This is a genomic window from Caballeronia sp. LZ003, assembly GCF_031451465.1.
In the GTDB taxonomy this organism is placed as follows: domain Bacteria; phylum Pseudomonadota; class Gammaproteobacteria; order Burkholderiales; family Burkholderiaceae; genus Caballeronia.
Genome location: NZ_JARUXJ010000001.1, coordinates 2,640,583 through 2,656,577, shown reverse-complemented (window position 1 = coordinate 2,656,577; position 15,995 = coordinate 2,640,583). Strand labels below are relative to the sequence as shown.

At 62.2% G+C, this 15,995-nt stretch carries 14 protein-coding genes; 11 read left to right on the top strand and 3 right to left on the bottom strand.

The window, feature by feature from the left end; all coding sequences use genetic code 11:
* Positions 1-158 precede the first annotated feature (158 nt).
* Positions 159-587, bottom strand: a complete 429-nt coding sequence (gene fur, locus QCE79_RS11980) for a ferric iron uptake transcriptional regulator (protein WP_244826232.1) — start codon at positions 585-587, stop codon at positions 159-161.
* Positions 588-818: 231 nt separating this feature from the next.
* Here fur and QCE79_RS11975 point away from each other — a divergent pair, with 231 nt between their 5' ends.
* The 9 genes from QCE79_RS11975 to QCE79_RS11935 all read left to right on the top strand — a co-directional run bounded on the left by QCE79_RS11975 (position 819) and on the right by QCE79_RS11935 (position 10,231).
* Positions 819-1,610, top strand: a complete 792-nt coding sequence (locus tag QCE79_RS11975; RefSeq protein ID WP_250526245.1) for an outer membrane protein assembly factor BamE — start codon at positions 819-821, stop codon at positions 1,608-1,610.
* Between the two features lie 102 nt (positions 1,611-1,712).
* Entirely contained in the window at positions 1,713-2,510 is a 798-nt protein-coding gene (gene dapB / locus QCE79_RS11970) for a 4-hydroxy-tetrahydrodipicolinate reductase (RefSeq protein WP_250509475.1), read from the top strand.
* Positions 2,511-2,515: 5 nt separating this feature from the next.
* Entirely contained in the window at positions 2,516-3,181 is a 666-nt protein-coding gene (locus QCE79_RS11965) for a MotA/TolQ/ExbB proton channel family protein (protein WP_250526243.1), read from the top strand.
* 14 nt (positions 3,182-3,195) lie between these two features.
* Entirely contained in the window at positions 3,196-3,624 is a 429-nt protein-coding gene (locus QCE79_RS11960; RefSeq protein WP_309844373.1) for a biopolymer transporter ExbD, read from the top strand.
* Positions 3,625-4,083: 459 nt separating this feature from the next.
* Positions 4,084-6,678: a leucine--tRNA ligase gene (gene leuS / locus QCE79_RS11955; RefSeq protein WP_309844370.1), complete on the top strand. Its 2,595-nt coding sequence runs from the start codon at positions 4,084-4,086 to the stop codon at positions 6,676-6,678.
* A gap of 53 nt (positions 6,679-6,731) precedes the next feature.
* The gene (lptE, locus tag QCE79_RS11950; protein WP_244828112.1) at positions 6,732-7,283 is read left to right on the top strand and encodes an LPS assembly lipoprotein LptE; all 552 of its coding nucleotides are present in this window, start codon (positions 6,732-6,734) and stop codon (positions 7,281-7,283) included.
* Positions 7,284-7,305: 22 nt separating this feature from the next.
* The gene (holA, locus tag QCE79_RS11945; RefSeq protein ID WP_309844368.1) at positions 7,306-8,406 is read left to right on the top strand and encodes a DNA polymerase III subunit delta; all 1,101 of its coding nucleotides are present in this window, start codon (positions 7,306-7,308) and stop codon (positions 8,404-8,406) included.
* 127 nt (positions 8,407-8,533) lie between these two features.
* On the top strand, positions 8,534-9,805 hold the full coding sequence (locus QCE79_RS11940) for a glutamate-5-semialdehyde dehydrogenase (protein ID WP_309845297.1): 1,272 nt from the start codon (positions 8,534-8,536) through the stop codon (positions 9,803-9,805).
* A gap of 9 nt (positions 9,806-9,814) precedes the next feature.
* Entirely contained in the window at positions 9,815-10,231 is a 417-nt protein-coding gene (locus QCE79_RS11935; RefSeq protein ID WP_244826225.1) for a CopD family protein, read from the top strand.
* Between the two features lie 13 nt (positions 10,232-10,244).
* Here QCE79_RS11935 and QCE79_RS11930 read toward each other — a convergent pair whose 3' ends face one another.
* The gene (locus QCE79_RS11930) at positions 10,245-11,873 is read right to left on the bottom strand and encodes a hypothetical protein (RefSeq protein ID WP_404989347.1); all 1,629 of its coding nucleotides are present in this window, start codon (positions 11,871-11,873) and stop codon (positions 10,245-10,247) included.
* A 337-nt stretch (positions 11,874-12,210) separates the two neighbouring features.
* Positions 12,211-13,050 (bottom strand): MurR/RpiR family transcriptional regulator, encoded by an 840-nt coding sequence (locus QCE79_RS11925; protein ID WP_244826223.1) that lies wholly within the window; start codon positions 13,048-13,050, stop codon positions 12,211-12,213.
* Positions 13,051-13,350: 300 nt separating this feature from the next.
* On the opposite strand from QCE79_RS11925, the gene edd reads away from it, so the two are divergent.
* Together edd and eda are read left to right on the top strand one after the other, a co-directional pair.
* The gene (edd, locus tag QCE79_RS11920) at positions 13,351-15,240 is read left to right on the top strand and encodes a phosphogluconate dehydratase (RefSeq protein ID WP_309844359.1); all 1,890 of its coding nucleotides are present in this window, start codon (positions 13,351-13,353) and stop codon (positions 15,238-15,240) included.
* Between the two features lie 85 nt (positions 15,241-15,325).
* Positions 15,326-15,958 carry a bifunctional 4-hydroxy-2-oxoglutarate aldolase/2-dehydro-3-deoxy-phosphogluconate aldolase gene (eda, locus tag QCE79_RS11915; protein WP_250526237.1) on the top strand — a complete coding sequence of 211 codons (633 nt, stop codon included), beginning with the start codon at positions 15,326-15,328 and terminating at the stop codon, positions 15,956-15,958.
* The last annotated feature ends 37 nt before the right edge of the window (positions 15,959-15,995 follow it).

Genomic DNA, 15,995 nt, shown 5'->3' with positions numbered 1-15,995 from the left:
GCCGAGCGTTCGCGTTCATCGATCAAGGTGCGTGAACGTAATTGCGAATCGTGCGCATACGCATCTCGCAAACCGTACAGGCGAAATGAAACCGCCGTCCATCGTTGCCGATGGGCGGCGGTTTTGCCTATTGCGCGCCGGGCACCCGGCGCATCCGCTCAATGCTTGCGGTGCGGGCAGTTTTCTTTCGTGCAGGCGCCGTACAAAGCCAGCGCATGCTCGTGGAGCTTGAAGCCGCGCTCTTTCGCGATGGACTGCTGACGGCGTTCGATCTCGGCGTCGAAGAACTCTTCCACGCGGCCGCAGTCGATGCACACGAGGTGATCGTGATGCGAACCTTCGTTGAGTTCGAAGACGGCCTTGCCCGATTCGAAATTGCTTCGCGACAAAAGTCCGGCTTGCTCGAACTGCGTGAGCACGCGATAAACCGTGGCGAGACCGATATCCAGCTCTTCGGTGAGCAGGTTTCGATACACGTCTTCAGCGGTCAGATGGCGCACCGGACTGTGCTGGAAGATTTCGAGAATCTTGAGGCGGGGCAGGGTCGCCTTGAGCCCGATATTTTTGAGATCGGCGGGATTGGTCATGGCTAGGCATCCCTAGAGTACAATTTGAGGTTCTCATAGTAATGCGTTTTGACCGTTCCCGACATCATGAACAGAAATGACACGGATCGGTCCGCATGAGCACGTGACTGTCGCGTATTGGCTCACGTATTGGCTTGGATTGGCTTGGATTGGCGCGGCCTTCGAAAACGCCTCGCGCGAAAGGTTGAAATGTTCTCAAAAATTTTATCGAATTGCAGGGAGAGCCGTCGCATGCGGGGAACCATGATCGCTGCAACCGTGGCCGCATTGCTGGCCGGTTGCTCGACTTACGACAGCATCACGCAGAAGATCGCGCAGAGCATCACGCCGTATCGGATCACGGTCGTGCAAGGCAATTTCGTTTCGCAAGAAGCAGCAAGCCAGATGCAGGTCGGCATGTCGCGCGATCAGGTCAAGCAAATTCTCGGCACGCCGCTTCTCACCGACATGTTCCACGCGGATCGCTGGGACTACGTCTTCTACTTCAAGCGCGGTTCCACGTCGGTCGTGCAGCAGCGCGACTTTGTCGTGAACTTCGCGAGCGAGCGCGTGGTGAGCTGGTCGGGCGGCGAGAATCTGCCTTCGAACCTCGAACTGCTCGCGGAAATCGACGGCGACAAGGGCGTGAAGGTCGCGAAGGCCGCGGTGCCTCCCGCTTCCGCGCCGGTCGCGGCATCCACCGTGGCCGTGACCGCTCCGGCGGGCGAGCCTTCCACGCAGCCAAACGCAGCGGCGGCTTTTTCGGGCGACGCGAACCAGCAAGCGGCGCAGGCCGCGAATCGCGCGACCGCTCAGGTGGATACGCCAACGGGCCGTCAGCGTTCTTCGGCCTACAGCAGCGCGCCGCAAAGCGCGGGCGGTGCGCCGGGTTCGGCGGGCGCGGGCGGCAGCAACTCGCAAATCCAGTTGCAGCGCAAGCCGCAGCAAATCAACATTCCGGATAGCAGCGCGGTAGGCCCGGCGAGCACGTCGCCCACGCCTTCCAACGCCGGTGGTCAGACGCAGTTCTCCATGCCGCAGTAACGCGGCGCCGACGGGAACCGGCGCGCTCCTCGCGCGGTTCCCGTTGCTTCCAATCTGCATCATCCAGCGCGTGACCGTTGCGCGCTTCGACACGAGACAGCCATGAAGATCGCCATCGCCGGGGCATCGGGCCGCATGGGCCGGATGTTGATCGAAACCGTTCTCAACGATCCCGACGCGGAACTCGTCGGCGCCCTCGACCGGCCCGGCGTGCCGCAGCTCGGCCAGGACGCGGGCGCGTTTCTCGGCAAGACCACGGGCGTCCTGCTCACCGACGACATCGAACGCGTGTTCGCCGCCGCCGATTATCTGATCGACTTCACGCGCCCCGAGGGCACGCTCGCGCATCTCGAAGCCGCGCTGCGTCACAACGTGAAGATGGTGATCGGCACGACCGGTTTCTCCGATGAACAGAAGGCGCAATTGCGAGCCGCGGGCGCGAAGATCGGCGTCGTGTTCGCGCCGAACATGAGCGTTGGCGTGAACGTCACGCTCAAGCTGCTCGAATTCGCGGCGAAGCACTTCGCGGAAGGCTACGACATCGAAGTGATCGAGGCGCATCACCGGCACAAGGTGGATGCGCCCTCTGGCACCGCGCTTGCCATGGGCGAGGCAGTGGCCAAGGCGCTCGGCCGCGACCTCAAGGACTGCGCCGTCTACGCGCGCGAAGGCGTGACCGGCGAACGCGACCCATCGACCATCGGTTTCGCGACCATTCGCGGCGGCGATATCGTCGGGGATCACACGGTCATGTTCGCGGGCATCGGCGAGCGCGTCGAGATCACGCATAAATCGGCGAGCCGTCTGTCTTACGCGCAGGGCGCGCTGCGCGCGGTGAGGTTTCTCGCGAGCCACGACAAAGGCTTCTTCGACATGCAGGACGTCCTCGGGCTGCGCTGAGATTCATGGCGGCCACAGGCGTCATTCATTATCTTCAAAGCGGCGATGCGGTCACGCATGCGATTGCGGGCGTGCTCCTCGCCATGTCGTTCGCGAGCTGGTGTTTTCTGCTGGTAAAGGCGTGGGTGCTCACGCGCGCGAAGCGTCAGGGACCGCGCGGGGTGCAGCGGTTCTGGCAGGCGGCGACGCTCAAGGATGGCATCGGCGCCTTGCGTGCAGTCGATCGCGAGCGCGTATATCTGCCGCTCGCCGAGGCTGCGTGGCGTGCGTCGGAAGCCGAGATGCCGGGCGCGTTGCTCGCGCGCGTGGAACGCAGCGAACGCGTGCTGCGCGCGTTGCGGCAAGCGTTGCTGAATTCACAGCGGCGGCTGGAGTTCGGGCAGGTTCTGCTGGCGTCGGTGGGCAGCACGGCGCCGTTCGTCGGGCTGCTCGGGACTGTGTGGGGCATTTATCACGCGCTGACCAGCATTGCGGCGAGCGGACAGGCAATGATCGAAACCGTCGCCGGTCCGGTTGGCGAGGCGCTTATCATGACGGCCTTCGGGCTCGTCGTGGCCATTCCGGCGGTGCTCGCCTACAACGTGCTCGGGCGCTACGTGCGGCAGATTTCCGAGGAACTCGACGGCTTCGCGCACGATCTGCACGCGTTCGTGTGCGGTGAAGGCAAGTAGGGGAGCGCGAGGCGATGGCGTTCGGCGGACTCGACAAAAAGCCCAATAACGCGCCGATGGCGGACATCAACATGACGCCGCTCATCGACGTCATGCTCGTTCTGCTCGTCATCTTTATTATCACCGCGCCACTTTTCACGCATGCGATCCGGCTCGATCTGCCGAAAGTCGCGTCGCAACCGGCGCGCGAGACGCCGCAGACCATCACGCTTTCCATCGACGATGCGGGCAAGCTCTACTGGAACGACGCGCCCATCAGCATGAACGACATGCGCGCGCGTTTCGCGGATGCCGCCAAGGCCGCGCAAAAGCCCGAAGTGCATTTGCGGGCGTCGCGCGCGACGCGCTACGAGGTCATCGCGCAGGTGATGGGCGCGGCGCAGCAGGCGGGGTTGGAGCGGATCGGGTTCGTTACGCAAGCGGTCGGGCAACCGGCGCGGTAGGCGCGTCTTTTAGTTTTGCGGCGGTTGGCGGCGCCGCGCGGGATGCAACTTCAGCGTGCCGGTCAAATGTATTTGCCCGCTTCGTACACTTGAGCCTTGCAGCGACGGGAGACGCGAAGCGCGGCACAATCCCAATGCGCTCCTCGATCAAGCTTGCATTGCGCGAATGTCGCTCGATCGGCTTACTTGGCGGCGTTTGACTTCTCACCGGCGGGCGCTCGAAGCTTTGCATCGGCGCCAAGCACCGCGCCGCCTCCGCCAGAAAGCCCTGTACACGCATCTCGAAGCCTGCCGCCATCGCCTGAGCAAGTTGACACGACGGTATAATCGCCCTTTGCCCGTGCTTTGCGTTGCTCGTCAGCAGCAGGACGAAACACCGGGCGCAGCGCCAATCCAGACCGACACGCCGCAAAGCGCGTCCGAGGTCCGTTCCCAGCATTTGCGTAAAGCCACCACACCATGCACGATAAATACGTACCCGCCGACGTCGAATCCGCCGCGCAGAGCAACTGGCGCGCGAACGACGTCTACCGGACGACCGAGACGTCGGCCAAGCCCAAGTTCTATTGCGTCTCGATGCTGCCGTATCCGTCGGGCAAGCTGCACATGGGGCACGTGCGCAACTACACCATCAACGACGTGATGTACCGTTATCTGCGCATGAACGGTCACAACACGCTCATGCCGATGGGCTGGGACGCGTTCGGCATGCCCGCCGAAAACGCGGCCATGGCGAACAACGTGCCGCCGGCAAAGTGGACCTACGAAAACATCGCGTACATGAAGAAGCAGATGCAGTCGATGGGTCTCGCCATCGACTGGTCGCGCGAAGTCGCCACCTGCTCGCCCGAGTACTACAAGTGGAACCAGTGGCTGTTTCTCAAGATGCTGGAAAAGGGCATCGCGTACAAGAAAACCGGCACGGTGAACTGGGACCCGGTCGATCAAACCGTGCTCGCGAACGAGCAAGTCATCGACGGGCGCGGCTGGCGCTCGGGCGCGCTCGTCGAGAAGCGCGAAATTCCGATGTACTACCTGCGCATCACCGACTATGCGGACCAGTTGCTCGACGATCTCGAAGGCCTCGGCTGGCCCGAGCGCGTCAAGATCATGCAGCAGAACTGGATCGGCAAGAGCTTCGGCGTGAACTTCGGTTTCCCGTATGAGATCGATGGCGAGGCGAAACTGCTGCGCGTGTTCACCACGCGCGCCGACACCATCATGGGCGTCACCTTCGCGGCGACCGCGGCGGAGCATCCGCTCGCCACGCGCCTTGCGCGCGACAACGCGGACCTTCAGGCGTTCATCGAGGAATGCAAGCGCGGCGGCGTGGCGGAAGCCGATGTCGCCACCATGGAAAAGAAGGGCATGCCCACCGGTTTCTTCGTCACGCATCCGCTGACGGGCGAACAGGTCGAAGTGTGGATCGGCAACTACGTGCTGAAGTCCTACGGCGAAGGCGCGGTCATGGGCGTGCCCTCGCACGACGAGCGCGATTTCGCGTTCGCGAAGAAATACGGCTTGCCGATCAAGCAGGTCATCGCCGTCGAAGGCAAGACATATTCGACCGATGCCTGGCAGGAATGGTATGGCGACAAAACCGCCGGGCGTCTCGTCGACAGCGGCAAGTACGACGGCATGACGACCGAGGAAGCCATCAACGCGATCGCCGCCGACTTGAAAGCGAAAGACTTCGGCGACAAGCAGATCACCTGGCGTCTGCGCGACTGGGGCATTTCGCGTCAGCGCTACTGGGGTACGCCGATTCCGATCATCCATTGCCCGAGTTGCGGCGACGTGCCGGTGCCGGAAAAAGACTTGCCGGTCGTGCTGCCGGAAGACCTCGTGCCGGACGGCACGGGCAATCCGCTCGCGAAGTCCGAAGCGTTCCTGAATTGCGCGTGCCCGAAATGCGGCGCGGCGGCGAAGCGCGAAACCGACACGATGGACACCTTCGTCGATTCTTCCTGGTACTTCTCGCGCTACAGCGCGCCGGACGCCAAGACCATGGTCGACGAACGCACCGATTACTGGATGCCGATGGACCAGTACATCGGCGGTATCGAGCACGCCATTCTGCACTTGCTGTACTCGCGCTTCTGGACCAAGGTCATGCGCGACATGGGCCTCGTGAAGTTCGGCGAGCCCGCGAAGAATCTGCTCACGCAGGGCATGGTGCTCAACGAGACGTTCTATCGCGAAGACGCGGCGGGCAAGAAGACCTGGTACAACCCGCTGGATGTCACCGTCACGCACGACGACAAGGGCCGTCCCACGGGCGCGACCTCGAACGCGGACGGTCAGCCGGTCGTGCTCGGCGGCGTCGAGAAGATGTCGAAGTCGAAGAACAACGGCGTGGACCCGCAGACGCTCATCGACCAATACGGTGCGGATACGGCGCGTCTTTTCGTTATGTTCGCCGCGCCGCCGGAGCAATCGCTCGAATGGTCGGGCGCGGGCGTGGAAGGCGCGAGCCGGTTCCTGCGCCGCGTGTGGCATTTCGGACACGACAACGCTGAAGCGCTGCGTCAGCACGCGAAGCTCGATGCATCGAAACTCAACGATGCCGATCGCGCGCTGCGCCGCGAAATCTATACGGTGCTCAAGCAAGCCGACTTCGACTACGGCCGCCTGCAGTACAACACGGTCGTTTCGGCCGCGATGAAGATGCTCAACGCGCTCGAAGGCGCGAAGCAGTCGAGCGAAGGCGTGCTCAACGAAACCTTCAGCGTGCTGTTGCGCGTGCTGTATCCGGTCGTGCCGCACGTCACGTTTCAGTTGTGGTCGGAACTCGGTTACGCCGATAGCTTCGGTCCGCTGCTCGATGCGCCGTGGCCGAAGGTCGACGAAGCCGCGCTCGAACAATCGGAGATCGAACTCGTGTTGCAAGTCAACGGCAAGGTGCGTGGCGCGCTGACGGTCGCGAAGGACGCATCGCGCGAAGACATCGAAAATGCCGCGATCGCGCACGAGATGTTCGAGAAGTTTGCCGAAGGGCGTGCGCCGAAGAAGGTCGTCGTGGTGCCGGGACGCCTCGTCAACGTGGTCGTCTGATGATGAGCGCCAAGGGAGTGAATGTGACCGGAAAACGAGTCGAGGCAACCGGCATGGGCAGGCGTTCGTTTCTGGCGCTGCTTGGCGGCGCGCTCGCCGTATCCGCGTGCGGCTTCCAATTGCGCGGACAGCAGGACTACGCGTTCAAGCGGCTCTCCATTTCGGGCGGCACGCCGCAAATGGTCGCGCGGCTCGAACGCATGGTGCAGGGCGGCAGCGATACGGTCATCGTCAAGGCGGGCGAGAAGCCGGACGCCACTTTGTCGCTGTCCGAGGGCACGGGCATGGGCACGCTGAGTCTGAATTCGCAGGGCGTGGTGCAGGAATACGAGCTCGATTTCCGGCTGACGTATTCGCTGCTCGGCGCCGACGGCACGTTGCTGATTCCGCCTAGCGTCATCGCGCTGAATCGCGCAATGACCTATAGCGACCAGTACACGCTCGCGAAATCGCAGGAAGCGACGCTGCTCTACAACGACATGCGTAACGACGCCGTCGATCAGTTGACGCGCCGGCTTGCCGTCGTGCGTTCGCTGCATCCGGCGCCGAGCGAGCAGACGCCGGGCATCGCGCCACGCGCGCCGTTGCCGACGCCGCCGCTTTGATCGCGCGCGCTCATCGACCATCATGCAGTTGAAGCTCGACGCGCTCGAAGCGCACCTCGCGAAAGGTCCGAAGGGTCTGTACGTCGTTTATGGCGACGAGCACCTGCTCGCGCAGGAAGCGTGCGACCGCATCCGAGCCGCGGCGCGCGCGGCGGGTTTCACGGACCGAACGGTGTTTACCGTCGAGCGCGGTTTCGACTGGAGCGGGTTGATCGGCGCGACGCAGTCGATGTCGCTCTTCGGCGACCGGCAACTGATCGAGTTGCGCATTCCCACGGGCAAGCCGGGCAAGGAAGGCGCGGAAGCGTTGAAGACGCTCGCCGCCGCCAATAACCCCGACATCCTCGCGCTCGTCACCTTGCCGCGTCTCGATGGCGCGACGCAGAAGTCCGCGTGGTTCACGGCGCTGATCGGCGCGGGCGTCGCGCTGAAAATCGATCCAGTGGAACGCGCGCAATTGCCCATGTGGGTCGGTCAGCGGCTTTCGTTGCAAGGCCAGCGTGTGGCGCCAGGCGAAGAAGGGCGGCGAGCGCTTCTGTTCATCGCCGAACGCGTGGAGGGCAATCTGCTCGCGGCGCATCAGGAAATCCAGAAGCTCGGGCTGTTGTATCCGCGAGGCGTATTGAGTTTCGAGCAGATTCACGATGCCGTGCTGAACGTCGCGCGCTACGACGTCTTCAAGCTCAACGAGGCCATGTTGACCGGCGATATCGGCCGGCTCGCGCGCATGCTCGACGGTCTGAAGGGCGAAGGCGAAGCCGCCGTGCTCGTGCTGTGGGCGCTGGTCGAAGAGGTGCGTACGCTGCTGCGTATCAAGCGCGGCGTGGCATCGGGCAAACCGCTCGCCACGCTCATGCGCGAGAACCGCGTCTGGGGTCCGCGCGAACGGTTGATCGGCCCGGCGCTCTCGCGCGTGACCGAGGAAGCGCTGGAGAAGGCGCTTTCGCTGGCGGCGCGGCTGGATCGGCAGGTGAAGGGGCTGTCCGGGAGCACGGGCAAGCGCGGCAGCGAACCGCCGCCCGATCCCTGGGCCGGCATGTTCGAGCTAGCCATGGCTGTCGCGCAGTCCAGCAAGGCCGCGCATGCCGTCGCCGTTGCGCCACCGGCGCGAGTTCGTCGCTAGACGCTTGAGCGGGCGCTGTTGCAATACGCTTAACCGCTTAGAATGATTTTTTCAGCGCTCGCCGTTGTTCGGGCGGAGCGCGATATCCAGACATTGCGGATGCCTGCGGCCCGCAAAGAGACACATGATGAACATCGATCACTACATGGCCGACCTTGGCCGGCGCGCGCGCAAGGCGTCGCGTGTCATGGCGCGGGCATCGACGGCGGCCAGGAACGCGGCGCTGCATGCGGTGGCGCTCGCTATTGCCGAGGAACGCGAAGCACTCAAAGGGGCGAATGCCCGCGATCTCGCCCGCGCGCGCGAGAAGGGTCACGACGCGGCGTTCATCGACCGTCTGACGCTGTCGGACAAGGCGCTCGACACGATGGTCGAGGGCTTGCATCAGGTCGCGGCGCTGGCCGATCCCATCGGTGAAATCAGCGGGCTCAAGTATCGGCCGAGCGGCATTCAGGTCGGGCAGATGCGCGTGCCGCTGGGCGTGATCGGCATCATTTATGAATCGCGGCCGAACGTGACGATCGACGCGGCCGCGCTGTGCCTCAAGTCGGGCAACGCCACCATATTGCGCGGCGGTTCCGAGGCGCTGGAATGCAACACGGCGCTTGCAAGGCTCATCGCCAAGGGCCTCGAAACGGCCGGCTTGCCGCAAGATGCGGTGCAGGTCGTCGAGACGGCGGATCGCGCGGCGGTCGGCAAGCTCATCACCATGACGGAGTTCGTCGACGTGATCGTGCCGCGCGGCGGCAAGAGCCTTATCGCGCGGCTCATGGAAGAAGCGCGCGTGCCCATGATCAAGCATCTCGACGGCATCTGCCACGTTTATGTCGATGACCGCGCGGATCTCGCCAAGGCTGCGGTGATCTGCGACAACGCGAAGACGCATCGCTACGGCACCTGCAACACGATGGAAACGCTGCTCGTTGCGCGGGGCATCGCGCATGAGGCACTGCCGGCGCTCGCGCGCGCGTTTCAGGCAAAGGATGTCGAACTGCGTGTGGACGGACTTGCGCGCGCCGTGCTCGAAGCGGCGAATGTGGGTTCGCTCGTCGATGCCACCGAGGTCGACTGGACCACCGAATACCTCGCGCCGGTTCTGGCGATCAAGGTCGTCGAGGACCTCGATGAAGCGATCGAGCACATCAACATCTACGGCTCGCATCACACGGATGCCATCGTCACCGAAGACCACGACCGCGCCATGCGTTTTTTGCGCGAGGTCGATTCGGCGAGCGTGATGGTCAACGCATCGACCCGTTTCGCCGATGGCTTCGAATTCGGGCTCGGCGCGGAAATCGGCATCTCGAACGACAAGCTGCACGCGCGCGGACCTGTCGGGCTGGAGGGGCTGACGTCACTGAAATACGTCGTGCTCGGGCGCGGCGAAGTGCGTCAGTAAGGTCACGCGATGCTCTGGATCAAATCGCTGCATATCGTGCTGGTCGCGTCGTGGTTCGCGGGGCTTTTCTATCTGCCGCGCATTTTCGTGAATCTCGCGATGGAGAAGGACGCGGCTGCAACCGCTCGCTTGCTGCTCATGGCGCGCAAGCTGTTTCGCTTCATGACGTTCATCGCGGTGCCCGCCCTGGCGTGCGGGCTTTGGTTGTGGCTCGTGGTAGGCATTGGCGCGGGGCAGGGCTGGCTGCATGCGAAGCTCACCGTCGTTGCGCTGATCATCGTTTATCACGCTTATTGCGGGCGCTTGCTGCACACGTTTCAACGTGGCGAGAATAAGCGGTCGGATAAGTGGTATCGGATGTTCAATGAATTGCCGGTGCTGGGTCTTTTAGGCGCGACGTTGCTTGTCGTGGTCAAGCCTTTTTAGCTGCTTGCCATTTTCACGCGTCGCGCTGTTCAAGTAGCGCTAGCGCCATTTCGCCGAATACTTCCGGCCGTCCCTCGAAGAAGCGTTGCACGACTTTCGTTTCAAGCATCCACGCGCGTAGCGCTTCTCTCTCATCCCGGTTATTCGCCAACCGGACAGCAGCCTCAACGTAGTCGTCCACAGTCGTGGCGACCATCCATTCCGGCATCGACGCGCGTGCGAACATCGCGCCGTCGATATGCTCGAACACTTCCGGTCCCGTTTTGCAGATACCGGGCAAGCCGACGGTGAAGGCATCTACGATTCCGTTTGTATTGCCGAAGGGAAAGGGGCTCAGAAACATGTCCATGTTGGCGAGCTGTTCGGCGTATTCCTCGTAGGGCAAGAATCCGTGAATCGTGAATGAGCCGGAAGGAAGATACTCGCTCAGCACGCGATTCAGGTGCATCAAGGTGAACACGTTGCTGCCGCTCGCAATGAAATGCAGATGCACTTGCGGCTCTGCCCGCTGCACGATTGCCCTGCAGGCAGTGAAGAAGGACGGATTGAGCTTCATCGGCGTCGCGGCGATGGCAATGTCAGTGTGGTTCTTGCCAACCGGCGTGCGGGCCGGAACCGCGCTCAATAAACTCGATGCGATATAAGGCTGTCCGTCCTTCGGCAGCCGCATGAGTTTTTCGCTGAAGCAAGCCGGGTCGCCGACATAATCATCTTCGACACTGACGTAGTCGATGCGGTCCGAATGCGTCGTCGCCGGGTGCCCGAGCGCCGCAATTTGCAGCGGCGCGACGCGGATGTTCGACAAGAATATGGTCAGAACCGACATGCCCACGCTCGGCATGTACAGCACGCTTGGGTGCTCCGTTTGCGCGAAGTCGCGAATGAGGCGGACTTGGTCGAGCACGTTGGCGCCTTCCGGGAGATCGATAGTTCGATCGAATACCCGACGACCCGCATCGTCGATAGAGCGAGGTGCGCAGAACGCGACGGTTTCGAAGCAACGTCTTGCCGCAGCGAGCGTTGCGGAATGCGTTCGCACGATCGAATGCCCGCTGTTGAAACTTTCCGCGACGACCAGCATGAGCGGACGTGCGTTCCGTTCGCGCTCGGGTGGTGGCTTGGTCGTATCGAGATCGGTCAGCCCGAAATTCGCAAGACCCAGGCGCACGAGACCGTTGATGCCTTGTTTCACGGCATGGCGGTTTCCCTCGGTGTAAGTGCAATGCATATACAGCGCCCAGAGACTCGTCAGATCGAGCGGCGGCGACTCATTCAGTTTGTCGATCGAGCCGGTCAGCCATTCGAGCAAGCGGATGCGTCGTGCACACGCAATCGCGCTGCCGCCGAATTGTTCTCCTCCGATACCGATGGCAAGACTCAACGCCGAAGAGCGGTCGGCGATCCAAAGGCGCGCGATATCGAGGTCGATGCGTGATTCCGGGCTGTACAGAATGCTCAGGCGTCGAGCGGTGTCGGCAGAAAGAGTGGATGCGTCGGCGTTGCCTTGGCGACGAGCAAGCAACTCACGCACGAAACGGTCGGTATGACCGGGCGACGTGGCAGCCGCGATGCTCCAGATGAGCGAACGCTGCGCTTGCAACGATTGCAACCGAACGTCGGTCCAGGTGAATCGCGGATTCACGAGCATGCTTCCTAAAGCATGACAAACGCGGCTGGCGAAATGCTCGTCCGACTCGGATCTATTGGCGAACGCTCGGGCGTCGCCGTGGGACATGAGGTCGGCCAGATTCATATACGGAAATCTTGCCAACCGTTCCGAGAACTTGCCGAACAGGGCGAGAGCTTCATCGAAGTCTTCGCCATTGATACAGGACTCGAAACGTTCAAGTGAAAATACGCCGCTGGTTTCCATTTGCTCTACTGATCACTTAATCGCTGAAGCTCATACTAAATGATCGTACTGGCAAAGTAAGCCGATTGAACCAACTGTCACATTCGCGGCCGGTGTGCTGCGTCGATCAAAGGTCGACGCGTCTTCGTTCCAGCACATCCTTGGCCTCGGCAAGACGCGCAGCCAACTCAGGGCCACGTGCCAACGCCATGCCGACCGCGAGAATATCGCCGATGGCCAAGTGCGATACGCGGGAAGTCATCGGCGAGAAAATATCCGTGTCTTCGTCGACATTCGCGAAAAGCCCGATATTCGCCATGCGCGCGAGCGGCGAATTGCCATGTGTGATAGCGATCACGCTCGCGCCGCGATCCATCGCCGATTTGCACGCGTCGAGAATGTCTTTTGTGCGGCCAGTATTTGAAATGGCGACGACGACATCGCCGGGTCCGAGCAGCGCCGCCGAAGTCGTATAGGTATGCGGGTCCGAATACGCAACCGACGGCACGCCGAGGCGGAAGAACTTGTGCTGCATATCCAGCGCCGCGATGCCCGATCCGCCCGCGCCATAGAACTCGATGCGACGCGCGTTGGCCAGCACGCCAATCGCGGCGGCGACGCTGTCCGACGACAAGCTGTTGCGCACCTGGATCAGCGCGCCGATGGTGCGGTCCAGAACCTTCGCCGCGACGCCCGCAGGCGGCTCGTCGCTGCGGACATCGCGATAAACCGTGGGAACGTCCCCTGCCACGCTTTGAGCAAGACGAATCTTGAACTCGCGAAAGCCGGAAAAGCCCAACGCCTGACAGAAGCGCGCGATCGTCGGCTGACTGACGCCTGCCCGCGCCGCAAAATCGGTCATCGACAAGTCGAGTACCTCGCGCGGCGCTTCGAGCACGTAGTCGGCCAGCTTGCGCTCCGAAGGGCGCAATTGTTCTCGCATCGCCTCGACTTGGGACAGCAACATCGGGAATCTCGCCTATGCTGGAAAATTGCCTGCGACTATAGCTGATCGCTGCTTTGTACATTTACTACACGATCTGATGTGTAGATTTAGGGGATTTCCCTGAGTTCGCTGCCAGTAAAAGCGCCAGATACGCGAACGCTTAACAAATAAAGGCGGATCGCAAGTTGTCTGCTTGTAGTTTTTCTACTAACATTTCGTTTCACGGCACGACGCAAAATAATCAGATAGCTGCCAGTCCTCGCGACGTCCAACCCAATACCTCGACGGCAAGCACGCCGGGAGTGAGACAAAGGAGCTCCGATGGTTTCCCCGCATTCGCAACTCAAGAAGGTCACCGACCGCGTGATCGAACGCAGCAAGTCCACCCGTTCGGCCTATCTGGCGCGCATCGACGCCGCGCGCGGCAAGTTTCCGGCGCGCGGCGCGTTGTCGTGCGCCAATCTCGCGCACGGCTTCGCGGGTCTCGAAGGGCAGGAAAAGTTCGCGATCAAGGCGGTGCGCGAGCCGAACATCGGCATTGTGTCTTCTTATAACGAAATGCTGTCGGCGCACGCGCCGTACAAGAGCTTCCCCGACATCATCAAGCAGGCGGCTCAGCAGCACGGCGGTATTGCGCAATTCGCGGGCGGCGTGCCGGCCATGTGCGACGGCATCACGCAGGGCAACGCTGGCATGGAGTTGTCGCTGTTCTCGCGCGAAGTCATCGCCATGAGCACGGCCGTGGCGCTCACGCACAACATGTTCGATGCCGCTTTGTGCCTCGGCGTATGCGACAAGATCGTGCCGGGTCTCGCCATCGGCGCGCTGCAGTTCGGACATCTGCCGACCATCTTCGTGCCCGCCGGTCCGATGACGAGCGGCCTCACCAACGACGACAAAGCGAAGGTTCGTCAGGAGTTCGCGACGGGCAAATGCAACCGCGACGCATTGCTCGAAGCGGAAGCGGCGGCTTATCACGGTCACGGCACATGCACGTTTTACGGCACGGCGAACAGCAATCAGATGCTGATGGAAGTGATGGGCCTGCATCTGCCGAGCGCTGCGTTCGTGCATCCGCATACGCCGTTGCGCGATGCACTTACCGCCGAGGCCGCGCGTCGCGTACTGGATATCACTCTCGAACGCGGCCACTACACGCCGATTGGCCACGTGGTCGATGAGAAAGCGATCATCAACGGCATCGTCGCGTTGTTGGCGACAGGCGGCTCCACGAATCACACGCTGCATCTGGTGGCGATAGCGCGCGCGGCGGGGATCATCATCGACTGGAACGACTTCGATCAACTGTCGCAGGTCGTGCCGTTACTCGCGAAGATCTATCCGAACGGCAAGGCCGATGTGAACCATTTTCACGCGGCGGGCGGCGTTGCGTTCCTCGTGCGCAATCTGCTCGAAGGCGGCTTGCTGCATGAGGACGTGCAGACGGTCGTCGGTCATGGGCTGTCGCATTACACGAAGGAGCCGAAGCTCATCGACGGCAGGCTCCAATGGGTCGACGGCGCGAAAGAAAGTCATGACAGCAAGGTGCTGCGTAGCATTGGCGAGCCGTTTCAGCCGGATGGCGGTTTGCGGCTCATGCAAGGCAAACTCGGGCGGGGTGTGATCAAGATCTCGGCGGTTGCGCCTGAACATCGCGTGGTGAAGGCGCCGGCTATCGTGTTCAATTCGCAGGAAGAAGTGCAGGAGGCGTTCGACAGGGGCGAGCTCAAGCGCGATTTCGTGGCGGTCGTGCGCTTTCAGGGCGCGCGCGCGAATGGCATGCCGGAGTTGCATCGATTGACGCCGTTGCTCGGCGTGTTGCAGGATCAGGGCTTCCATGTGGCGCTCGTGACCGATGGGCGCATGTCGGGCGCATCGGGCAAGGTGCCCGCGGTAATCCACATATCGCCTGAAGCGTTGTTGCATGGTCCGATCGGCAAGGTGCGCACGGGCGATATGATCGTGATCGATGCGCCGTCGGGTGTGCTAGACGTCGATATCGATGCCGATGAATGGGCGGCGCGCGAAGTGGAGGCGCCGCTGCATCAGGCGCAAAACGAGGCGGGCTTCGGGCGTGAGCTGTTCGGCGTGTTCCGTCACGCGGCGTTGCCGGCGGAAGAGGGCGCGTCGGTGTTTGGCGCGCTGCTTGACGCCGCGTCTGCTCCGTCGCACCGCTCGCCCGATGTCGTGAAGGCGCATGCGACACATTGAGTCATAGGCCGTTGCTGCCTGAAACAAACCTCGCGGCTTTGCCGTTAGACAACGGCGCCGCATCAAACACCAGGAGTCGTATCACATGAAAACGGTAAGCGAAATCGTCCGTCTGGGTCCTGTCATTCCTGTTCTTGCCTTCGATTCGGTCGAGCAGGGCGAGCACGTCTCGCGCGCGCTGCACGCTGGCGGCGTGAAGGTGTTGGAGATTACGTTGCGCACGGCCGCGGGTATCGCGGCAATCGAACGGGCGAGTCAGCTTGCGGACGATATCGTCGTGGGCGTCGGCACGATCACGAAACCCGAGCATTGTGCACAGGCAAAGAAGGCGGGTGCGCAATTCGGTGTGTCACCCGGCTTGACGCGAGACATGCATAAGGCTGCGCAAGATGCGGGCTTGCCATTGCTGCCTGGCGTGATGACACCGAGCGACATCATTACGGCGATGGAACTTGGATATGAAATCGTGAAGTTTTTCCCGGCGCAGCAGGCGGGTGGAATTCCGATGCTGCAGGCTTTCCATGGGCCGTTTCCCAACTTGAAGTTCTGTCCGACGGGCGGGATTACTGCCGAGACGGCGACGAGCTTCTTGGCGCAGCCGAATGTGGTTTGCGTGGGCGGGTCTTGGTTGACGCCGAAGGCTGCGCTGGCTGCGCAGAATTGGGAGGAGGTTACGAGGCTGGCGCGGGCGGCTACGGAGTTGGCGGCGCAGGGGTGAGTTGCTGGGCTAAAGAAGTGTGATTCTGTTAGGCATG